The organism is Lacticaseibacillus hegangensis, assembly GCF_003946465.1.
Classification (GTDB): Bacteria; Bacillota; Bacilli; order Lactobacillales; family Lactobacillaceae; genus Lacticaseibacillus; species Lacticaseibacillus hegangensis.
This window is the reverse complement of the sequence record NZ_RHOL01000004.1, coordinates 63,271-84,394: the sequence shown is the minus strand read 5'-3', so window position 1 is coordinate 84,394 and position 21,124 is coordinate 63,271. Positions and strand designations below refer to the sequence as shown.

Annotated in this window: 27 protein-coding genes; 23 read left to right on the top strand and 4 right to left on the bottom strand. The window is 56.8% G+C overall.

The features are described from left to right. Positions 1 to 9 precede the first annotated feature (9 nt). Entirely contained in the window at positions 10 to 1,005 is a 996-nt protein-coding gene (ftsY, locus tag EKM86_RS01735; RefSeq protein ID WP_125754787.1) for a signal recognition particle-docking protein FtsY, read from the top strand. 47 nt (positions 1,006 to 1,052) lie between these two features. Here ftsY and EKM86_RS01730 read toward each other — a convergent pair whose 3' ends face one another. After that, positions 1,053 to 1,370, bottom strand: coding sequence for a hypothetical protein (locus tag EKM86_RS01730; protein WP_125754786.1), 318 nt, complete (start codon positions 1,368 to 1,370; stop codon positions 1,053 to 1,055). Between the two features lie 152 nt (positions 1,371 to 1,522). On the opposite strand from EKM86_RS01730, the gene EKM86_RS01725 reads away from it, so the two are divergent. Both EKM86_RS01725 and ffh read left to right on the top strand, forming a co-directional pair. Next, positions 1,523 to 1,864, top strand: coding sequence for a putative DNA-binding protein (locus EKM86_RS01725; RefSeq protein WP_125754785.1), 342 nt, complete (start codon positions 1,523 to 1,525; stop codon positions 1,862 to 1,864). Between the two features lie 11 nt (positions 1,865 to 1,875). After that, positions 1,876 to 3,309, top strand: a complete 1,434-nt coding sequence (gene ffh, locus EKM86_RS01720) for a signal recognition particle protein (protein ID WP_125754784.1) — start codon at positions 1,876 to 1,878, stop codon at positions 3,307 to 3,309. Between the two features lie 49 nt (positions 3,310 to 3,358). On the opposite strand, the gene EKM86_RS01715 is transcribed toward ffh, so the two are convergent. Then, positions 3,359 to 3,694 (bottom strand): hypothetical protein, encoded by a 336-nt coding sequence (locus EKM86_RS01715; RefSeq protein ID WP_125754783.1) that lies wholly within the window; start codon positions 3,692 to 3,694, stop codon positions 3,359 to 3,361. 209 nt (positions 3,695 to 3,903) lie between these two features. Here EKM86_RS01715 and rpsP point away from each other — a divergent pair, with 209 nt between their 5' ends. The 13 genes from rpsP (at position 3,904) to EKM86_RS01655 (ending at position 13,987) form a co-directional block, all read left to right on the top strand. Next, entirely contained in the window at positions 3,904 to 4,179 is a 276-nt protein-coding gene (gene rpsP, locus EKM86_RS01710) for a 30S ribosomal protein S16 (RefSeq protein ID WP_125754782.1), read from the top strand. A 10-nt stretch (positions 4,180 to 4,189) separates the two neighbouring features. Continuing rightward, a complete protein-coding gene (locus EKM86_RS01705) occupies positions 4,190 to 4,444 on the top strand; it encodes a KH domain-containing protein (protein WP_125754781.1) in 255 nt (84 codons plus the stop codon). Positions 4,445 to 4,485: 41 nt separating this feature from the next. Beyond that, positions 4,486 to 5,004 carry a ribosome maturation factor RimM gene (gene rimM / locus EKM86_RS01700; RefSeq protein WP_125754780.1) on the top strand — a complete coding sequence of 173 codons (519 nt, stop codon included), beginning with the start codon at positions 4,486 to 4,488 and terminating at the stop codon, positions 5,002 to 5,004. Continuing rightward, a complete protein-coding gene (gene trmD, locus EKM86_RS01695; protein ID WP_125754779.1) occupies positions 4,994 to 5,749 on the top strand; it encodes a tRNA (guanosine(37)-N1)-methyltransferase TrmD in 756 nt (251 codons plus the stop codon). Before rimM ends, trmD begins: the two co-directional genes overlap by 11 nt. Positions 5,750 to 6,071: 322 nt before the next feature. Then, positions 6,072 to 6,419: a 50S ribosomal protein L19 gene (rplS, locus tag EKM86_RS01690; protein WP_125754778.1), complete on the top strand. Its 348-nt coding sequence runs from the start codon at positions 6,072 to 6,074 to the stop codon at positions 6,417 to 6,419. Positions 6,420 to 6,466: 47 nt separating this feature from the next. Beyond that, a complete protein-coding gene (locus tag EKM86_RS12295) occupies positions 6,467 to 6,637 on the top strand; it encodes a hypothetical protein (protein WP_164506125.1) in 171 nt (56 codons plus the stop codon). Positions 6,638 to 6,649: 12 nt separating this feature from the next. Further along, positions 6,650 to 6,895, top strand: a complete 246-nt coding sequence (locus EKM86_RS01685) for a DUF896 domain-containing protein (protein WP_125754777.1) — start codon at positions 6,650 to 6,652, stop codon at positions 6,893 to 6,895. 68 nt (positions 6,896 to 6,963) lie between these two features. Continuing rightward, positions 6,964 to 7,188: a YneF family protein gene (locus EKM86_RS01680; protein WP_125754776.1), complete on the top strand. Its 225-nt coding sequence runs from the start codon at positions 6,964 to 6,966 to the stop codon at positions 7,186 to 7,188. Between the two features lie 155 nt (positions 7,189 to 7,343). Then, on the top strand, positions 7,344 to 9,110 hold the full coding sequence (locus EKM86_RS01675) for an ABC transporter ATP-binding protein (RefSeq protein ID WP_125754775.1): 1,767 nt from the start codon (positions 7,344 to 7,346) through the stop codon (positions 9,108 to 9,110). Continuing rightward, a complete protein-coding gene (locus EKM86_RS01670; RefSeq protein WP_225419333.1) occupies positions 9,103 to 10,890 on the top strand; it encodes an ABC transporter ATP-binding protein in 1,788 nt (595 codons plus the stop codon). The genes EKM86_RS01675 and EKM86_RS01670 overlap by 8 nt, the downstream gene beginning before the upstream one ends. A 176-nt stretch (positions 10,891 to 11,066) precedes the next feature. Continuing rightward, entirely contained in the window at positions 11,067 to 12,731 is a 1,665-nt protein-coding gene (gene alsS / locus EKM86_RS01665) for an acetolactate synthase AlsS (protein WP_125754774.1), read from the top strand. A gap of 14 nt (positions 12,732 to 12,745) precedes the next feature. Further along, on the top strand, positions 12,746 to 13,450 hold the full coding sequence (gene budA, locus EKM86_RS01660) for an acetolactate decarboxylase (protein ID WP_125754773.1): 705 nt from the start codon (positions 12,746 to 12,748) through the stop codon (positions 13,448 to 13,450). 90 nt (positions 13,451 to 13,540) lie between these two features. After that, positions 13,541 to 13,987 (top strand): GNAT family N-acetyltransferase, encoded by a 447-nt coding sequence (locus EKM86_RS01655; RefSeq protein ID WP_125754772.1) that lies wholly within the window; start codon positions 13,541 to 13,543, stop codon positions 13,985 to 13,987. Between the two features lie 54 nt (positions 13,988 to 14,041). Here EKM86_RS01655 and EKM86_RS01650 read toward each other — a convergent pair whose 3' ends face one another. Both EKM86_RS01650 and EKM86_RS01645 read right to left on the bottom strand, forming a co-directional pair. Further along, complete coding sequence (locus tag EKM86_RS01650) at positions 14,042 to 15,424, bottom strand: APC family permease (protein WP_125754771.1); 1,383 nt, start codon at positions 15,422 to 15,424, stop codon at positions 14,042 to 14,044. After that, positions 15,421 to 16,074 carry a lysophospholipid acyltransferase family protein gene (locus EKM86_RS01645; protein WP_125754770.1) on the bottom strand — a complete coding sequence of 218 codons (654 nt, stop codon included), beginning with the start codon at positions 16,072 to 16,074 and terminating at the stop codon, positions 15,421 to 15,423. The genes EKM86_RS01650 and EKM86_RS01645 overlap by 4 nt, the downstream gene beginning before the upstream one ends. A 96-nt stretch (positions 16,075 to 16,170) precedes the next feature. On the opposite strand from EKM86_RS01645, the gene EKM86_RS01640 reads away from it, so the two are divergent. The 7 genes from EKM86_RS01640 (at position 16,171) to frr (ending at position 20,990) form a co-directional block, all read left to right on the top strand. After that, entirely contained in the window at positions 16,171 to 16,911 is a 741-nt protein-coding gene (locus EKM86_RS01640; protein ID WP_125754769.1) for a tRNA1(Val) (adenine(37)-N6)-methyltransferase, read from the top strand. Beyond that, on the top strand, positions 16,904 to 17,188 hold the full coding sequence (locus EKM86_RS01635; RefSeq protein WP_125754768.1) for a GIY-YIG nuclease family protein: 285 nt from the start codon (positions 16,904 to 16,906) through the stop codon (positions 17,186 to 17,188). The genes EKM86_RS01640 and EKM86_RS01635 overlap by 8 nt, the downstream gene beginning before the upstream one ends. Then, positions 17,175 to 17,633 carry a GNAT family N-acetyltransferase gene (locus tag EKM86_RS01630; RefSeq protein WP_164506124.1) on the top strand — a complete coding sequence of 153 codons (459 nt, stop codon included), beginning with the start codon at positions 17,175 to 17,177 and terminating at the stop codon, positions 17,631 to 17,633. Before EKM86_RS01635 ends, EKM86_RS01630 begins: the two co-directional genes overlap by 14 nt. Positions 17,634 to 17,817: 184 nt before the next feature. Then, positions 17,818 to 18,621 (top strand): 30S ribosomal protein S2, encoded by an 804-nt coding sequence (gene rpsB / locus EKM86_RS01625; protein ID WP_125754766.1) that lies wholly within the window; start codon positions 17,818 to 17,820, stop codon positions 18,619 to 18,621. A gap of 93 nt (positions 18,622 to 18,714) precedes the next feature. Beyond that, complete coding sequence (gene tsf / locus EKM86_RS01620) at positions 18,715 to 19,590, top strand: translation elongation factor Ts (protein ID WP_125754765.1); 876 nt, start codon at positions 18,715 to 18,717, stop codon at positions 19,588 to 19,590. Positions 19,591 to 19,710: 120 nt separating this feature from the next. Beyond that, positions 19,711 to 20,430 carry a UMP kinase gene (gene pyrH / locus EKM86_RS01615; RefSeq protein ID WP_125754764.1) on the top strand — a complete coding sequence of 240 codons (720 nt, stop codon included), beginning with the start codon at positions 19,711 to 19,713 and terminating at the stop codon, positions 20,428 to 20,430. A 2-nt stretch (positions 20,431 to 20,432) separates the two neighbouring features. Further along, positions 20,433 to 20,990, top strand: coding sequence for a ribosome recycling factor (gene frr / locus EKM86_RS01610; protein ID WP_125754763.1), 558 nt, complete (start codon positions 20,433 to 20,435; stop codon positions 20,988 to 20,990). Positions 20,991 to 21,124 lie beyond the last annotated feature (134 nt).

Sequence of the window (21,124 nt, the reverse complement as noted above, 5' to 3'; positions counted from 1 at the left end):
GAGGCAGTCATGGGATTATTCGATTCGCTGAAGAAAGCATTCGGCGGCGGCCAGCAGGAAACCGCTGAGGAAGAAAAGTACGACGCTGGGCTGGAGAAAAGCCGCAGCTCGTTCGGCGAAAAGCTGAACGCGCTGTTTGCCAATTTTCGCTCGGTCGATGAGGACTTCTTCGATGACCTTGAGGAAATGCTGATCGGCGCCGATGTCGGCTTCGAAACCGCCGAGCAACTGACCGATGAACTGCGCGATGAGGTCAAGCTCAAGAACGCCAAGAGCAAGGATGAGGTCTCCCAAGTCATCGTGCAAAAGCTGGTCGACATTTACGGCGAGGCAGGCGAAGGTGAAGACAACTCGCTGCACTACGCCGAAGCCGGGCCGACCGTCTTCCTGTTTGTTGGCGTCAACGGTGCCGGCAAAACGACGACCATCGGCAAACTCGCCCACCAGCTGCAGCAGGATGGCAAGAAGGTTCTGCTGGCGGCCGGTGACACGTTTCGGGCCGGCGCCATCCAGCAGCTGCAGGAATGGGGCAAGCGCGACGAGGTGCCGGTCGTGGCGACAGAACCCGGTGGTGATCCCGCCGCGGTCGTGTTCGATGCGGTGAAGCGCGCCAAGGACGACAACTTCGACGTTCTGTTGGTCGATACCGCCGGCCGCCTGCAGAATAAGGTTAACCTGATGAAGGAGCTCGACAAGATCAAGCGCGTCATCGTGCGCGAGCTGCCGGATGCGCCGCAGGAGGTGCTGCTGGTACTCGATGCCACCACCGGTCAGAACGCGCTGAGCCAGGCCAAGGAGTTCAACCAGACCACGAAGATCTCCGGCATTGTTTTGACCAAACTCGATGGCTCCGGCAAGGGCGGCATCGTGCTGGCTATTCGCAACTCGCTCCACGTGCCGGTCAAGCTGGTTGGCCTGGGCGAAAAAATGGACGACTTGCAGGTGTTTGATCCAAACAAATTTGTCTACGGGTTGTTCAAGGGCCTGATCAAGGAAGAAAATTAGCACAATAAAACCGCTGTGAATTTCACAGCGGTTTTGTGTTCAGCAGACTATGCGGTAGCCGCTTCTTTCTTCTCGCGGCCCAAGATGAGCTGCAGGACGATCAGGACGACATAGGCGATCAGGATGTAGCCAAGCCACGGCCCAATCTTAACGGAGCTGTCGAACCAGTACTTCTGCCAGGCGGTGTTGCTCATCACCCACAGGAAGATGGCACCGAGCAGTGCGCCGATCGCGTTGAGAATCGCGAAGAACCACAGATTTCCATTTTCATGGTTGTGCAGATAAATGCCGGAAAAGACAATGTTCCAGAGGAACCAGCCGCAGAACGCGAGCACGATGCCCCAATATAGAATGGTTGCAACCATAATTATTCCCTCCAATTCATTACCTCTCTAGTTTACCACGATGGAAGCGGAATTTTGACCTTTTGTTCCGAATCGCCAAGTGCGGCTGCCTGCATTGACGCGGCCGCGGCTGACCGGTATTCTGTTATAAGGAAGAAAAGGCGGGACAACTAATGGAAATTGAGAAGAATAACCGCATGAATTCGCTGTTTGAATTTTACGGGGCGCTGTTGACCGACAAGCAGCATTCGTACCTGGAGCTGTACTACGGCGACGATTACTCGCTGGGCGAGATTGCCACCGAGTTCGACGTGTCGCGCCAAGCCGTGTACGACAACATTCGCCGCACCGAGGCGAGCCTGGAGGAATACGAAAGCAAGCTTCACCTGCTGGCAAATTTTCAGGCGCAAAACGAGGCCGTTGGCGACTTGGTGCGCTATGTGAAAAGTAAGTATTCCGGCGATCCGAAACTGAATGAGTTATTGGCCCGTGTCGCTGACCAAGCTGCGCGGTAGGAGGCAAATTTATGGCATTTGAAGGATTATCAGAGCGTCTGCAAAAGGCCCTTTCTGGCCTGCGGCGCAAAGGTAAGGTATCGGAACAAGACGTGCGCGACACCATGCGCGAGATTCGTTTGGCGCTGCTTGAAGCCGACGTCAATTTTGGCGTCGTCAAGGACTTCGTCAAGAACGTCCGCGAAAAGGCCCTGGGTGCCGAAGTGCTCGACAGCCTGACGCCGGCCCAGCAAATCATCAAGATCGTCAACGATGAACTAACCGCGACAATGGGCGAGGCGGCGGTGCCGCTGAACAAGTCCGCGCACATTCCGACGGTCATCATGATGGTCGGGTTGCAAGGGGCCGGGAAAACCACGACGGTTGGGAAGCTGTCCAAGTACCTGATGGATAACGAAAAGGCGCGGCCGCTGCTGATTGCGGCTGACGTCTACCGCCCGGCTGCGATCGACCAGTTGAAGGTGATCGGCGAGCAGCTCAGCGTGCCAGTCTTTGACATGGGCACCGGCACCGATCCGGTCGAAATCGTCCGCCAGGGGCTCGCACAAGCCGCGCTGCAAAAGAATGATTACGTCCTGATCGATACTGCCGGCCGTTTGCAGATCGACGAGCAGCTGATGACCGAGCTGGCCAACATCAAGGATCTGGCGCATCCTGACGAGATCCTTTTGGTCGTCGATTCCATGACTGGGCAGGCCGCCACCGACGTTGCCAAGGGCTTCAACGAGCGGCTCGACATCACGGGCGTTGTCCTGACCAAGCTCGATGGCGACACCCGTGGTGGGGCGGCGCTGTCGATCCGCGCCGTCACCGGCAAGCCGATCAAGTTCGTTGGTCAAGGCGAAAAGATGGACGCCCTCGATGTCTTCTATCCGGACCGCATGGCGAACCGGATCCTGGGCATGGGCGACATGATGACCCTGATCGACAAGGCGCAGAAGAACTACGACGAGAAGCAGGCCCAAGAAGTCGCCGAGAAGATCAAGGAAAACACCTTTGACTTCAACGACTTCATCGACCAGATGGATCAGGTGTCCAACATGGGCTCCATGGATGAGATCATGAAAATGATCCCGGGGCTGGCGAATAACCCGGCCATGAAGAACTTCCATGTGGACCCAAAGGACATCGCGCACCAAAAGGCCATTGTGTACTCCATGACGCCACAGGAACGCGAAGACCCTGATCTGTTGAACCCGTCGCGGCGCCGGCGCATTGCCGCCGGTTCCGGCGTGCCGATCGTCAAGGTCAACCAGATGATCAAGCAGTTCAACCAGGCCAAAAAGATGATGAATCAGATGTACAAAGGCAACTTCTCCGGCATGGAAGGCATGATGGGCAATGGCATTCAGGGCCGTCTAGGCAAGATGGCCATGAACAAGATGGTGCGCAAGCAAAAGAAAAACAAAAAAAAGCGCCTGAAGACCAAGCACTTCCACTCTTAATTAGACCAAAATCGCGCCGTGGACTAATATCCATGGCGCGATTTGATTTTTATTGCATCAGGTAAAGGGCGAGTATAGTCGCATTGGCCAGCCCGGCGATCAGGGGCCCGTATGTTTTGAACTTGCTGACATGCTGGCCAATCATGGCATCGAATAGTTGCACGCAGGTCATCGCCACTGCGATGGCCGCCAGGTATTCTGGACTGCGGAAGATGAGCAGGCCCAGCGTGGCAATGGCCAAGGCGCCGCTTCGTGCCAGTGCGTAACGCGCGTTGAGTCCGTCAGCGGCGTAACTCGCTTTGCTTTGCCGATAAGCGGCGATCGCAAAGCCGAGGCTCACTGCCGCACTAATGGCGGTGATGATGGCGCATAGTTGATATAACATGGAAGGACTCCTATCCGGTGCGTTTTGCCACAGCTTAACATAGCCCCGGGATTTAGAACAGCAGTTGGGAACTACCCCTTAGTCGACTCAAGAATGACCCGGCAGTCTTTTCCCAAGGCCATTTTGAGGATGTAAAGAAAAAACTCTTTACACGTCAAGTATTCTTTGCTATGATTTTGAAGTTGAGAAATTTACAGGAGGTGTACTTAATGGCAGTAAAAATTCGTTTGAAGCGGATGGGTTCCAAGCTTAAGCCTTTCTATCGCGTTGTCATCGCGGACTCACGGTCCCCACGTGATGGTCGGTTTATCGAATCCGTTGGCTACTACAACCCACTCTCAGACCCAGTTGATTTGAAGCTGGACGACGACGAGATCTTGGCATGGTTGCAGAAAGGCGCTCAGCCTTCCGACACAGTGCGCACCTTGCTTGCTAAGCACGGCATCATGCAGAAGTATCACGAAGCTCGTTTCACCAAGAAGTAGGCGTTAATCAGTGGACATCACAGCGCTGATCAAAGCAATCGTGACGCCATTAGTCACACATCCAGACGCCATTGAGATCACACGGCACGAAACTGCCGAGTACATGGCGTTCGATTTGAGCGTTGACCCGGACGATGTTGGTCGGGTCATCGGCAAAGGCGGCCGGGTCGCGCAGGCGATCCGCACCATTGTCTATGCGGTCAAATCCCCGTACGACAAGCGCGTGCGGCTGAACATTTTGGATGCCTCGCATTCAGAAGCGTAAAAAGATCGGCGGATGCCGGTCTTTTTTGATAAGGAGGAATTATGGCAGAGTTATACACGGTCGGTAAGATCGTTAACACGCATGGCATCAAGGGTGAGCTCAAGGTCATGCCCGTCACCGATTTTCCGGAGCAGCGCTTCGCCCCTGGCAGCCAGCTGGTTATCGAAGGCAAAACGCCGCTCACAGTCACGGTGGCCGGCGCACGCAAGCAAAAGGCGATGTACCTGCTGAAGCTCAAGGAATTCGACGACATCAATGACGTTGAGCGCTTTAAGGGGCTGGCACTCGGCGTGGCCGATGCGGACGTGCAAGATCTTTCTGAAGGCGAATACTACTACCACGACATTATCGGGCTGACCGTGATCGACCAAACAGGCGCCTCGCTCGGTCAGGTCAGCGAGATCCTTAGCCCTGGCGCGAATGACGTTTGGGTGATTCCGCGGCCGGGCAAGCCAGACGTCCTGTTGCCGTTTCTGAAGAGCGTGGTGCTGCGCATCGATCTGGATGCCAAAGTGGCCCACGTAGACGTGCCAGAGGGGTTGATCGACGATGCGGATTGATGTGCTGAGTATTTTTCCAGACATGTTTGCGCCGCTGACACAAAGCATGATTGGCAAGGCCTTGGAAAAGGACTTGCTGCAGTTTAACGTGACCGATTTTCGAAAGTACTCGCATGACAAGCACCACCATGTTGACGATACCCCGTACGGCGGTGGGGCGGGGATGCTGCTGAAGCCGGAGCCGATCTTTGAGGCGATGGATGACATCAATGCGGCTCACCCGGGCAAAAAGCGGGTCATCCTGCTCGATCCGGCAGGCAAGACCTTCAACCAAGGCGAGGCTAAAAAGCTCGCCAAGGAGGATCACCTGGTCTTCATCTGTGGCCACTACGAGGGTTACGACGAACGCATCCGCAGCCTGGTGACCGACGAGTACAGCCTGGGTGACTTCATCCTGACTGGCGGCGAACTGCCGGCGATGGTGATGATCGACGCGGTCGCGCGTCTTTTGCCAGGGGTGCTGGGCAACGCGGAAAGCGCCCCGACCGACAGTTTTGAGAACAACCTCTTGGAGTACCCAGAATACACGCGTCCGCCAAGCTTCCGCGGCATGGACGTCCCGTTCGTCCTGCAAAACGGCGACCACGGCAAAATCGATGACTGGCGCTTGAAGGAGTCCCTCCGCCGCACCTTGCAGCGCCGGCCGGACCTGCTCGAGCACGCTGACCTCGACAAAAAGGCGCAGAAGCTCTTGCGTGAGGTGAAGCGCGAGCAGCGAACCAAGTATACAGATGAGCCAGACTAGTTAAGCTTGTGACTCTGTCTATTTGGGCGCAGAAGGGTGAATTGGCCGGAGCGGGCATGGGCTCAGCAGTGAAATTGGTGTTAGCGGCTCTGCCGCTTACACCAAGCCCCGACTGAGAGACTCGCTTGCGAGGCTCGAAGCGGTGGCCACTGCGTTCCAGCCCATGCCAGCGGAGGCCAATTCACCCGGACCATCGGCTCGTCAACATTTTTTCTTTACACCGTTATGCCACTATGCTAGAATTACAACTTGTGATAACTCACATAACAACGATGTTCCGCTGGGCGGGATGCTTAAGAATGTCGACAAAGGAGCAGTTCTGATGAACCCATTAATTGAAGAAATCACCAAGTCCCAGCTGCGCACCGATATCCCAGACTTTCGGCCTGGCGACACGGTTCGCGTTCACGCGAAGATCGTCGAAGGCGACCGCGAACGTGTTCAGCTGTTTGAAGGCGTTGTAATCAAGCGCCGCGGCGTTGGCGTTAGTGCAACGTACACCGTTCGTAAGATTTCGAACGGCGTCGGCGTTGAGCGGACGTTCCCACTTCACACCCCGCGTGTGGAGAAGATCGACGTTGTCCGTCACGGCCAAGTCCGTCGGGCAAAGCTTTACTACCTGCGGGCACTCCGTGGGAAGGCTGCGCGGATCAAAGAGAAGCGCCGTTAATCCGAGAAGGCCGCAGTTGCGGCCTTTTTTGATGCCGCGGAGGAACTATGGAAAAAATCATCACTGTCATTTACTATCAACAAGCCACGACTTTTCGGCTGATCAAGGCCTTCTCCTCGCCATCGCGCGCGGCGGATTACCTGCACATGATCCAGCAGGCCCCGTTCCCCGGTGAGGAGCCGAGTGGCTATCAGCAGCAGATCCTGCATCTGAATTAAGGGGTGAGCAGCATGGCACAACAACCACAAGAACGCATTGACCGGATCAACGAGCTGGCCCACAAGGCGAAGGCCGAAGGGTTGACCGACGAGGAAAAAGCGGAGCGCAAACAGCTGCGTGAAGCCTACCTGCGTGATTTTCGCGCCGGGTTTGCCGACCAACTTGAGACGACCCAGTTTTTCGATAAGCAGGGGCATGAAATCACGCCCAAGAAGGTCCGCGACCTGCAAAGAAAACGCGGTCTGCGCAAAGATTAGGCTTTCAATCAATCCGAGCGTTTTGTACAATGAGAGAGTTGAATCTCACATGAAGGGGGGAATTTGAGATGATGTTCGCAATTGGGCTCGTCGTTGGTCTGCTGGCCGGCGCCGTAGCCGGGTTCTTCGGGGCCCGCGCATATATGAAGAAATATTTCCAAGACAATCCTCCTGTCAATGAGGAAATGCTGCAGAGCATGATGATGTCGATGGGGCAAAAGCCATCCCAGAAGAAACTCAACCAGATGATGGCGCAGATGAAGCAGCAACAGAAGAAAGCCAACAAGAAGTAGGCTTTGGCGTCAGACTTGGAAACGGTCCGGTCAATTTTTGACTGGCCGTTTTTCTTTTGGCGCGCGGCCGCGATTTCTCACGGATTCACTTGCAAATTCTTATCATTTAATCATATAATTTTCAGACAGTGCGTTTTTGAGGAGGGCTGCTTGTAATGGGTATTTTTAAGAAATTGGGTTGGTATTTTAAAGAGGAATGGCGAAGGTATTTATTCGGGGTGGTCTTCCTTCTGCTGGTTGCCTTGGTCAACTTGATCCCGCCGCGCGTGATCGGCAGCCTGATCGATTTGATGGATGGGCACCAATTGACGTCCGCGAAGCTGTTCTTCATGCTGGGGCTGCTGGTGTTTGCCGGCGTCGGCCAGTATGTGTTCCGCTACGGCTGGCGCACGGCGATTTGGGGCGGTGCAGCCAAGCTCGAAAAAACCTTGCGCTCTCGTTTGTTCTGGCACTTCATGAAAATGGATGCGACGTTCTACCAGCGCCACCGCACCGGGGACCTGATGGCCCACGCGACCAACGACTTGAACGCGATTCAAAACGTGGCCGGGGCTGGGATCCTGACCTTATTTGATTCGATCATTACTGGCTCGACCACCATCGTCGCCATGATCATGTTTGTCGACTGGCGCCTGACGCTGCTCGCGATTTTGCCGATGCCGCTTCTGGCCATCATGGCCCGCAAGCTGGGCATGCGCCTGCACCGCGAGTTCTCGCGGTCCCAGGCCGCCTTTTCGCGCCTGAACGACAAGACCCAGGAGTCCATTTCTGGGATCAAGGTGATCAAAACCTTTGGCCAGGATAAGGAAGACACCGCGGATTTTGACAAGATCGTCGACAAAACCATCAGCATCAACAAGCGGGTCAACTTCATCGATTCGTTGTTCGACCCCACCACCAGCTTGATCATGGGCATCACGTACATCATCACCATTATTTATGGTGGCAATTTGGTCATGAGCTCAGCCATCACCATTGGCCAGCTGGTTTCGTTTGTGTCGTATGTCTCTGCGCTGGTGTGGCCGATGTTTGCCATTGGCCGGCTGTTCAACGTGCTGGAGCGCGGGAACGCCTCCTATGACCGCGTGGCGAGTCTGCTGCGCGAAAAGAGTGCCATCATCGAGGCCCCGGACGCGATTTCGACGCCGGCGCACGGCGACCTGCGGTTCAAGGTCAACAAGTTCAGCTACCCGGATGACGATCACGCAACCCTGGTCAACGTCCACTTTACGCTGCCGGAAGGGGAGACCCTGGGGATTGTCGGCCGCGTCGGCGCCGGCAAGAGCACGATTTTCAAGCTGCTGCTCCGTGAGTTTGACAACTACGACGGCGAAATCGATTTTGGCGGCCACAACATCAAGGAGTACACGCTTGATGCGCTGCTGGACTCGATTGGCTACGTGCCACAGGATAACTTCCTGTTCTCCACGACCGTTGCCGACAACATTCGCTTCTCTTCGTTCGATAAGCAGCAGGAGGAAGTGGAAGAAGCTGCCCGCGAAAGTGCCGTGCACAACGACATCCTCGACTTCACCGAAGGGTATGGCACCCTGGTCGGCGAACGCGGGGTCAGCCTGTCAGGTGGGCAAAAGCAGCGTCTGGCGATTGCCCGGGCGGTCATCACCACGCCGGAGCTCTTGATCCTCGATGATTCACTGTCTGCGGTCGACGCGAAGACGGAAGCCGAGATCCTGCACAACCTGAAGCAGGAGCGGCAAAACAAGACGACCATCATTGCGGCCCAGCGGCTGAGCTCGGTCATGCACGCCAACCAGATTCTGGTTCTGGCAGACGGCCACGTCATCGAGCGCGGCACGCATGAGGAGCTGTTGAAGAACGACGGCTGGTACGCCGAGATGTGGGCCAAGCAGGAGCTGCAAGGCGAAATCGAAACCAAGATTGAAGGTGAGACCCTTGGCTAAATATCAAAGTGCATGGTCCAAGAGCATTCCGGTGCGCGAGCAGGTCCACATTTTTGGCCGCTTGATGAGCTACACCAAGAAGTACTGGAAGCAGTTCACCGGCGCGCTGGTCGGCGCGGCCTTGCTGGCGGGTATGAACATCGCCTTGCCGTACGTGCTGCAGGTCTTCATGGATAAGTACCTGACCAACAAGAGTGCCACGGTCCAGATCATCCTGATTTTTGCGGTCGTTTACGCGTTTGGGACGGTCATGAAAGGGCTGTTTCAGTTCCTGCAGAACTTCGCCTTTCAAATGGGCGCCGAGCGCGGCCTGGAGGACGTTCGCCGGGCCTTGTTCAAAAAGCTGCACACGCTGGGCATGCGGTACTTCGACCAGGTCCCAGCCGGGTCAATTGTCAGCCGTGTCACCAATGACACGATGACGCTGGCCGATTTTTGGAACGTCATCTTGTCGGTGATTGTCGGCATGTTCTCGGTGATTTCCAGCTTTATCGCGATGTGGACGCTCAGCCCCCGCATCGCGCTGTACGTGCTGGCCTTCATGCCGCTGCTGATTTTTGCCATTTGGTATTACAGTCAGTACAGCTCTAAGGTCTACCGGCACATGCGTGAAAAGCTGTCTGAACTGAACACCAAGCTGAACGAGTCGATCGAAGGCATTGGCATCATTCAGCAGTTCCGGCAGGAGAACCGGATCACCAAGGAATTTGAAACCACCAACAACGACTACCTGCAGACGCGCAACGCGATGATCAAAACCAACTCGCTGCTGCTGTCGCCGATCATCAATTTGCTGTACAGTTTAGGGCTGGTCGTTGTGCTGTGGGCGTTTGGTGCGATGTCAATGGACGTCGTGGTCAAAGCCGGGGTCGTTTACGCCTTCACGCAGTATGTCGCGAACTTCTTCAACCCGATGACCAACATGATGGATTCCCTGTCCTCGCTGCAGGATGGGATCGTGGCAGGCAGCCGGATCTTCCACATTCTGGACGAAACAGAGTACGCGCCGGCGCAGAATCCTGGTGCCAGCGCCACCATCACGCAGGGCAAAATCGAGTTTCGGCACGTGTCGTTTGCCTATGATGGCAAGCACGACATTCTTCACGACATCAGCTTCGTCGCCAATCCCGGCGAAACCGTCGCGCTGGTCGGGCACACCGGTTCCGGGAAGAGCTCGATCATTAACGTGATGATGCGCTTCTACGAGTTCGGCACTGGCGAGATCCTGATCGATGATAAGGACATTCGCGACTACCCAATGGCGGAGCTGCGTCAAAAGCTCGGCCTGGTCTTGCAGGATTCGTTCATGTTCTACGGGGACATTTCGTCAAACATTCGTTTGTTTAACGAAAATATCACTGACGAGCAGGTCGAGGCGGCGGCCAAGTTTGTGCAGGCCGACTCTTTCATCGAGAAGCTGCCGAACAAGTACCACGCCCGCGTGATTGAAGGTGGGGCGCAGTTCTCCAGTGGGGAGAGGCAGCTGCTGTCGTTTGCCCGCACCATTGTGACTGATCCAAAGATTCTGGTGCTGGATGAAGCCACCGCGAATATCGATACGGAAACCGAAGCGCTGATTCAGGAAGGGCTGCGGCGGCTGCGCAAAGGCCGCACGTCGATCGCCATCGCGCACCGGCTGTCGACCATTCAAGATGCCAACTTGATTCTGGTGCTTGATGCTGGGCGCATCATTGAACGGGGCACGCATGAGGAACTGCTGGCCAAGCACGGCCGGTACTATGATATGTATGAGCTGCAAAACGGCTCGAAGACGGAATAGAATAAGGGTGCTGCGATTAGTCGCAGCACCCTTTTCTTTTTGCCAAGTCGTACAGATACAAAATAAAAATGTCACACTTCGTAGCTGGTATTACAGCATTAAGGAAAAATATGCTTTTCATTATGAAACAGATGTGCTATTCTTTGAAACAGACATTTTGAAAGGAAGTCTTCGCCATGTCCAAACGTTTTGGGGCCGACCTTGTCGTCGAAAGCCTGATCAATCATCATGTTCCCTTTGTTTTCGGGATTCCCGGTGCGAAAATCGACCGCGTGTTTGAGCGGTTGGAACACCCAGTCGCACAGGACACCCCCAAGCTGATCGTGACGCGCCACGAACAAAACGCGGCGTTCATGGCTGCGGCTGTCGGCCGGATGACCGGCGAGCCTGGCGTGGTGTTGACCACTTCCGGGCCAGGCGCGGCGAACCTGGCGACCGGCCTGGTCACCGCAACGGCCGAAGGCGATCCCGTATTGGCGCTGTCCGGTCAGGTTCAGCGCAAGGATCTGCTGCGCTCCGCCCACCAAAGCATGCGCAACGCGGAGATGTTTGCGCCAATCACCAAGTACTCGGCGGAAGTCCAGGACGTCGACAATATTTCCGAACTGATGGCCAACGCCTGGCGCACGGCGGCATCCGGTAAGCAAGGGGCCAGTTTCATCTCGATTCCGCAGGACGTGACGGATGCGGAAACGGAGAAGTCGGCACTGGCCGTTAGTGAAAAACCGAAGCTTGGTCCGGCGTCGCTCAACGATATGGTCGATTTGGCGCGGCGCATCAAAGAGGCGGAGCTGCCAGTTCTGCTGCTGGGCATGCGCGCGTCTGCCCAGGACGTCACTGATTCGGTGCGCGACTTGCTGAAGACCGCGGCCATTCCGGTTGTCGAGACCTTCCAAGGCGCGGGCATTGTGTCACACGACCAGGAGGCCAACTTCTTCGGCCGCGTGGGCTTGTTCCGCAACCAACCGGGCGACCAGCTGCTTCAACGCAGCGACTTGGTGGTCGCCATCGGGTATGACCCGGTCGAGTACGAACCGCGTAACTGGAACGCCGATGGCAAGGCTTCAATCGTGGTGATCGACTCACAGGAAAGCGAACTTGATCAGCATTTTCAGCCGATCGAGGAGCTGGTCGGCGACATCTCCCAGACCCTTGAGCTGCTGATCCCGCAGGTGCGCGGCTATCATGTCGCGCCAGGCTCCCAGCGCTACTTGGCGAACCTTCAGGGGCAGCTGAAGGCCAGTGATGTGCCGCCGGTCGAAACCGGCACCCGCGTGCACCCGCTGAGCATTGTTGCCGCCCTGCAGGCTCGCGTCACGGATCACATGACAGTGACCGTCGATGTTGGCTCGCATTACATCTGGATGGCGCGGCACTTCCGCAGCTACGAACCGCGCCGTCTGCTTTTCTCTAACGGGATGCAGACCCTGGGGGTCGCACTGCCATGGGCCATCGCTGCGACGCTGGTGCGGCCCGGCGAAAAGGCCGTCTCAGTGTCCGGTGACGGCGGTTTTCTCTTCTCGGCTATGGAGCTGGAAACAGCCGTGCGCCTGCACGCCAACCTGGTTCACGTGATCTGGAACGACGGCCACTACGACATGGTCAAGTTCCAGGAGGAAATGAAGTACGGCCAGGCAGCAGGGGTCGACTTTGGCCCGGTGGACTTTGTGAAGTACGCTGAAAGTTTCGGGGCCAAGGGGCTGCGCGTCGAGCGGCCGGATCAGCTCGGCGCCGTCTTGGATGAGGCATTTGCGACAGATGGCCCAGTGATCGTCGATATCCCTGTCGACTACGCGGACAACCCCAAGCTGGGTGAAGCCATGCTGGCCGATCAATTCTAAGGAGTGCATCGCCAATGAAAACAGATATTTTGTATCAACACGGCACCCTCGGCGCGCTGGTGCCCGGATTATTAAACGGGACCCAGAAGCTCAGCGAACTCTTGACTCACGGTGACTTTGGCATCGGCACACTGACCGGTTTGAATGGGGAACTGATCATTTTAGCCGGGACTGTATACCAGGTGCAGGCTTCGGGGCAGGTCGTTGTCATCACTGATGGGGATGTCCCGTTCGCCAATGTCCATTTTGCGGCGTTCGGCGCCTCAAGCCCGGTGGCGGTGCAAACCGCCGAAGCGGCCGAGGCGACCATGCTGAGTCAAATCGGCACGCGCAACCTTTTTGCCGCGGTATCGATTCACGGGCAGTTTGACGACATGACGACTCGCGCGGTCAAAGCCCAGCACCGCCCATTCCCAGGTCTGGCCGCCACTGCGGCAGATCAGGCCGTGTTCAGCCGCGACCAGGTGACCGGCACCTTGATGGGGTACTGGTCACCGCAGCTGTACGCGGGGATGGCCTCACCCGGGTTCCACCTGCATTTTCTCAGCGACGCCCACGACTTCGGCGGGCATGTGCTCGATTTTGCCGGTGCCGCCGGCGATCTGGCCACGCAGGTCTTCAGTGATGTGCAGCTGCATCTGCCAACTGCCGATCAAGAGTTTCTGCAGGCCGATCTCGACGGGGATTTGCTTGCGGACATCACTAAAGCTGAACACTAATTGATCAAAACCATCAACTCGTCAGTTGGTGGTTTTTGCTTTTGACGCCGGGTTCAGGTATAAGGGAGTTAGACAAAGGAGGGCATGCCGATGATTCGAGCTGCGACTGTCGCCGATCTGCCAAAGGTGGTCAGCCTGTTTCATGATTATTATCAGACCAGCACGGTGCCCCATGAATTTGACGACGACCGGATGCTTGGGTTTCTCAAGGAGCGCCTGGCCAACCAGCAAGCCGGGCTGCTGGTGGCCGAACAAGGCGGTCAGGTGGTGGGCTTTGCGCTGCTGTACGTGACCCAGAATACGCGGGATCTCGCGCCACAAGTGATCATTAACGATGTGTTCGTGGCCGCGCAGGCTCGTCGGCAGGGGCTTGCGCGTCAGCTGATGACGGCCAGCTTTGGTTGGGGCCGCCAGCACGGGGCGAAGCACGTGAGCTGGCAGACGCGTACCACAAACGCTGCGGCCCAGCCGCTGTATGATCAGCTGGGTCAGCGGGAAAACGGCTGGATTCATTACGACCGCGATTTGACCGACTAAAAACGCCCGCCAACGAATTGGCGGACGCATGCGGCGCAGTGAAAGCTGCGCTATTTATTTGCCATGGCGGTAGCCGTAGCCGAAGTAGATCAGAAGACCAACGCTGAACCAGGCCAGGCTCATCAGCCAGGTTTCTTTTGATAGCTGGCTCATCAAAAGGAGGCAGAACAGAAACGAGACGATCGGGATGACCGGGTACCCGGGGACCTTGAACCCCGGGTTGTGGATCTGCTCGTGCTTGCGCAGCGGCAGGATGCCCAGGCTGACAATGGCAAAGGCAATCAGGGTGCCGATGTTGACCAGGTTGACGAGCTGGGTCAGCGGCACTAACCCGCCGAGCACCGCGATGATCAGGGTGACAGTCGTCAGGGCGTGGCGCGGCAGCTGCTGCTGGACCTCGCCGAACCACTTGGGCAGCAGGCCATCACGGCCAATCGCGTACACCAGCCGCGAGCTGGAGTAGATCATGGTGACCATCATCGTGAACATGCCGGCCAGCGCGCCGATGGCAATGATCCCGGCCAGCTGCGGCTGATGAATGAAGTTCAGGGCAAACGAGACGGGGTCGGCCACGTTGAGGTGGGTGTACTTGACCATGCCAGTCAGCACAATGGCGACCAGCACGTACAGCACCGTGGCGATGATCAGCGTGCCAATGATGCCGCGCGGCAGCGTTTTTTGCGGCTTTTTCACCTCCGGGGCACTGGCTGAGACAGCATCAAAGCCCAGATAGGCGAAAAACACGAGCGAAGCGCCGGCCAAGATTCCCTTGACCCCAAACGGCATGAACGGGTGCCAGTTGACCGCCTTGATGTAAAAGGCCCCGACGATGACGAAAATGCCGATGATGAGTAGTTTGACCAGGACCATCGCGCGGTTGACGGCCATTGAGGTATTCATCCCGCGTGACAGCATGCCGCCGATCAGCAGAATGACCAGCACCGCAATGAGGTTAATGTAGGTGCCATGAGCCGGGTCAAAGGCGCCGCTGAGCGCCTGGGGCAGGTGCCAGCCAAAACCGCTGATCAGGCTGGCAAAGTAGGCGGAGAAGCTGGTCGACACCGCGGCCACCGCCAGCATGTACTCGAGGATCAGCGCCCAGCCGATCACCCAGCCCACCAGCTGGCCGAACACGATGCTGCCGTAAGCGTAGGCGGAGCCGGCCACGGGCAAAGCCGAGGCAAACTCGGCGTAGCACATCGCCGCCAGCGAGCAGACCACCGCGGCCAAAACAAAGGCCAGCGTGATGGCTGGCCCACTAGTCGTCGCGGCGACCGTGCCTGGTAAAATGAAGATCCCGGTGCCAATCACGGCCCCGATGCCCAAGGCGATCAGGTCCCGGGTGGTCAGCGTGCGCGCCAGCTGGTGGTCAGCATTCAGGGTACTTTCCACATCCGGCTTGTGCGTGATGCGCTGCCAAAAACTCGGTTTATTCATTTGACCTTGCCAGCCTCCTTTTCGGCTAAGTACTTCTTTTGATCCGGCACGTATCTGAAGGTCGGGTCGATGGCCTTGTCAATGGCGTCAAAGGATTGCTGCATCTGCTCGCCGACTTGCGCGGTCAATTCATCCGTCACGCGGCCACTAGGGACCGTGATGGGGTCCCCAAACCGCACCGTGATCCGCTTGCGCAGAAAAATGTGCGAGAACTTGACCGGGCCTTGGTAGACGGCCGGCACGATTGGCACCTTCGCCAGCTTGGCGATCAGCACCGCGCCGCCTTTGAGCTGCTGCGAGTAGCGGGAGCCTGATGGGAAAATCATCACCGCGAGCTTGCCTTCTTTTAGTGTCCGCACCGGGACCTTGATGGTACTTGGCCCGGGATTAGCGCGGTTGACCGGAAAAGCGTTGGCATGGTTCATGATCCAGCGTAAAATAGGATTCTTGAAGAGTTCTTCTTTGGCCATGAACGAGAACTTGCACGGGCTGCCGGCCAAGGCGAAGAAGATCGGGTCCCACCAGGTCCGGTGGGGGCCGACGAGCACGTAAGGCCCATCTGGCAGCACCTGTTTATTTTCATAATGCGTGTTGCCGTTGATCAGCAGGACAAGGACCCGCACGACCCAGCGGATGAATGAATAAAACATGAAGTTCATTCCTTCCATAAAATGCCGCTTGCGGCTAGGATATTGTTCGATAAATTATACCACAAACACTTAAGGGCGTTAGCAGGAGGCGCAGGCATGAGTGAAGTCACATTGGAACCAGACGAACGGATCGACGTGCTGCAAGGCGTGGGCATTCGCATCATCCAAAGCCCGCGCGTGTTTGCCTTTTCACTGGACGCGGTGCTGCTGGCAGGGTTTGCGCAGGTCAAACGCCGCAGCCGCGTGGTCGATTTGGCGGCTGGCAACGGCGCGGTGGGGCTGTTCGTTGCGCGCCAGACAACCAATCAGGTGACGCTGATCGAGCTGCAGCCTAGGCTCGCCGACATGGCGCAGCGCAGTGTGCAGCTCAACGACCTGAGAAACGTCGACGTGCACCAGCGCGACCTCAAAGACGCCGCGCAAATCGTGCCCAAAGATTCGGTCGACGTGGTGACCTGCAACCCGCCATACTTCAAGGTGACCGATCAGTCCCTCACCAACCCGAACGACCATCTGGCGCTGGCCCGCCACGAGCTGACCACCAATTTTCAAACCGTCTGTGAAACTGCGGCGGGACTGCTGAAGTATCAGGGCAAGGCGTTTTTCGTGCACCGACCGGAGCGGCTTGAAGAATTGCTCTCAACCATGGCGGCGGCGGACCTTGCCCCTAAGCGCGTGCGGTTCATTCACCCTAAGGCGGACCGCGAGGCCAACATGGTGCTGCTGGAGGGGATTCGTTCTGGCAAGCCGGCGGGGATGCGAATTTTGCCGCCGCTGGTGGTCTACGGGCAAGACGGGCAATATGGGGAAGAGGTGCAGCACTTACTTTATGGCTAAATACTTTTTCTACGTCCTGCTGTGTGCCGACGGGACGTTTTACGGCGGCTACTCGACGGATGTGACTGCGCGGGTGGCGACGCATAATGCGGGTAAGGGGGCCAAGTACACCAAAGCGCGCCGACCCGTCCGTCTGCTTTATTCGGAGGGGTTTGCGGATGAACATGATGCGCTTTCCGCCGAGTGGCACTTTAAGCACCAGAGCCGCGCGGCGAAAGAGGCGTTTTTAAGCGCGCATGATGTTCATTGGGAGGAGTCTGACGATGGCCACGCTTAAAATTGTGCCAGTGACCCCGAAGAATGCGCCGCTTGCAATCGCGCTGACCGTCGATCCCAGCCAGCGCCAAATGATTGAAACCAATGCGCAGTCGCTTTCAGAAGTCCAGCAGGACCGGCGCTTTGACTGGCATCCATTTCTATTGGTCGCTGACGACACCCCAGTGGGGTTTGCAATGATTGGCGCCTACAATCGGGAAGAACGTTACATCTGGCTGGACCGGTTCATGATTGCCGCGCCGTATCAAAGGCAAGGGCTGGGCAGCCGCTTCTTGGAGCTGCTCAAAAGATTGATCAGCCGGCAGTGGGATGTGGTGGACATCGTGCTCAGCTATGATCAGGCCAATCTTGTCGCAGCTCGCTTGTATCAAGCACATGGGTTTGTGCCGGTAGAAATGAAAGACGGCAATGATCCGATGGCGGTTTACCATGTCGCACAACCATGAGCGCCGCGCACAAAGAGACTTTTGCCGAATTAAGTTGCACCGCGCCGGCTTTCTCTGTATAATATTTTAAGTGTGAAAAACACACAACCCACATCAGGGGAAGATCGTGGTGCCGGTGCTTCGGGAGAAGTGGCACAGCGAGTTGACGCCTCTGAGAGGAATAAAACCATATGGAGGACTACACATGTCTGTATTAAGCATGAAGCAACTGCTTGAAGCTGGTGTCCACTTCGGTCACCAGACCCGTCGCTGGAACCCAAAGATGAAGCCATTCATCTTCACGGAACGCAACGGGATTTACATTATCGACCTGCAGAAGACGGTCAAGATGATCGACGATGCCTACAACTTCGTCAAGGAAGAGGCCGCTGACAACGGTGTGTTCCTGTTCGTCGGCACCAAGAAGCAGGCACAGGATGCCATCCAAGAAGAGGCCACTCGCGCCGGCCAGTACTACGTCAACCACCGTTGGCTTGGCGGCACGCTGACCAACTGGAACACCATCCAGACGCGGATCAAGCGCCTCAAGGACATCAAGAAGATGGCCACCGATGGCACCTTCGACAAGCTGCCGAAGAAGGAAGTTTCCCTGCTCAAGAAGTCTCAGGCCAAACTTGAGAAGTTCCTCGGCGGGATCGAAGACATGCCTCGCATCCCAGACGTGATCTTCATCGTTGACCCACGCAAGGAAAAGATCGCCGTTCAGGAAGCACAAAAGCTGAACATCCCGATCGTTGCGATGGTAGATACGAACTCTGATCCGGACGACATCGATGTCATCATTCCTTCTAACGATGACGCGATCCGTGCCGTTCGCCTGATCACCGCGACGATGGCAGATGCCATCATCGAAGGCAAGCAGGGCGAAGATCAGGCTGAAGACGCCGATGCTGACCAACAGCCAGCAGACGACGCCCCGAAGGCCGATTCGATCGAAGACATCGTGAACGCCGTTGAAGGCGACAACACGAAGCCTGACGCCGAATAATTAAATCGTCAGTTAGACTCAGCCGTCTGTGCTTTGCAGCAATTGCAGGCGCAGGCGGCTTTTTTAAAACAAATTTTAGGAGGAATTCAAGAAATGGCTATTACCGCAAAGCAAGTCAAGGAACTGCGTGACCGCACTCAGGTCGGCATGATGGATGCGAAAAAGGCGCTGGTTGCTGCCGATGGCGACATGGACAAGGCCATCGACGTCCTGCGCGAAAAGGGCCTGGCCAAGGCTGCGAAAAAGGCAGGCAACATCGCCGCCGAAGGGCTGACTGCCATTACCGTTGACGGCAACGCCGCAGCCATCATCGAAGTGAACTCAGAAACCGACTTTGTGGCGTCCAACGACAAGTTCCAGAACCTGGTGAACGGTGTTGCCAAGGCCATTGCTGCCGGCAAGCCGGCCGACATGGATGCCGCTCTTAAGCTGGACGTTGACGGCCAGACCGTTGACGAAGCAGCCAAGGCGCTGACCGCAGTCATCGGCGAAAAGATCGACCTGCGCCGCTTCACGGTGGTTGAAAAGAACGACGGCGACCACTTCGGCGCTTACCTGCACAACGGCGGCCAAGTCGCAGCGCTGGTCACCATCGAAGGCGGCGACGACGAAACGGCCCACGACATTGCGATGCACGTGGCGGCCATCAACCCGCAGTACCTGGATCGCACTCAGGTGCCAGCCGATGAGCTGAAGAAGCAAACCGACCTCTTCACCAAGGAAACAATGGACGAAGGCAAGCCGGAAAAAATCGTGCCGCGGATCGTTGAAGGCCGCGTGAACAAGTGGCTGTCCGAGATCTCACTGGTCGACCAGGAATTCGTCAAGGACTCCGACAAGACCGTTGCCGAATACGCGAAGAGCAAGGGCGCAACCGTCAAGGGCTTTGTCCGCTACGAAGTCGGCGAAGGCATCGAGAAGAAGCAGGATAACTTCGTTGATGAAGTCATGGGTCAAATCAAGGACTAGTTTCTTTTATGGGTCACGCCTAGTGCGTGGCCTTTTTTCGACTGCAGGTCGTGCTCGTTAGGGCAAGGCCCGGCCTGGTATGGTAAACTAGTAACAGCAATTCAAGAAGGGACAACACTCATGATCAAATACAAACGCATTGTACTGAAAGTTTCCGGCGAGGCGCTTGGCGGCGAAACCGGTGCGGGAATTCAGCCCCCGGTCATTAAGCTGATCGCCGAGCAGATCAAGCAGGTTCACGACATGGGCGTGCAGATCGCCATCGTTTGCGGCGGTGGCAACATCTGGCGCGGCGAGACTGGTGCGGCCATGGGTATGGAACGAGCGCAGGCGGACTACATGGGGATGCTGGCCACGGTGATGAACGGCCTGGCCCTCCAAGACAGTTTGGAGAACCTCGGGGTGCCAACGCGCGTACAGACCAGCATCGAGATGCGCCAAATTGCTGAGCCTTACATTCGGCGGAAGGCGGTTCGGCACCTGGAAAAAGGCCGCGTCGTCATTTTTGCCGGGGGCACTGGGAACCCATACTTCAGCACCGACACGACGGCCGCACTGCGCGCCGCCGAAATCGGCGCTGACGCCATCCTGATGGCGAAAAACGGGGTCGACGGGGTCTACTCCGCGGATCCGAACAAGGATGCCAGCGCGAAGAAGTTTGATCACCTCAGCCACATGGACATCATCACCAAGGGCCTGAACGTGATGGATTCCACCGCCAGCACGTTGTCGATGGACAATGACATCCCGCTGGTCGTGTTTAATTTGAATGATCCAGACAACATCAAGAAGGTCGTTGAAGGCGCGCACATTGGCACAACGATCCAAGGAAAGGACTAATCATGGCGAACCAAATTATTGATGACGCCAAGGCGTCAATGAAGAAGTCTGAAGAAGCACTGTCTCGCCAGCTCGGTACCATTCGGGCAGGCCGCGCCAATGCCAGTTTGCTCAACCGCATCGAGGTCGAGTACTACGGCACCAAGACGCCGCTCAACCAGATCGCCGCGATCACGGTGCCAGAAGCCCGGGTCTTGCTGGTGACACCTTACGATAAATCCAGTTTGAAGGATATCGAGGCCGCGCTGAACGCGTCTGACCTGGGCATCAACCCGGCCAACGACGGAAATGCGATTCGCCTGGTCGTGCCGCAGCTCACCGGTGAGCGCCGCGCGGAGATCGCCAAGGAAGTCGGCAAGTTCCAGGAAGAAGCCAAAATTGCGATCCGCAACATTCGGCGCGACGCCTTGGACAAGCTGAAGAAGCAGGAAAAGGCCGGCGACATCACCGAAGATGACCTGCACCGCGGTGAAAAGGACGTACAAAAGGTGACCGACGATTCCGCCAAGCGGATCGAAGCCATCGCCGCCGAAAAAGAAGAAGAAATCAAGGAAGGCTAATCACCGGCCTTTGCCCGCGGGTTTGCCGCGGGTTTTTCAATGTCGACTAAGCGCATCACTGCCGGTGCAGGTGGCGGGTTGCAACCTGGCCGGCTTTTTTGACCGAGGGATTTCTGCTACAATACGTGAGATGT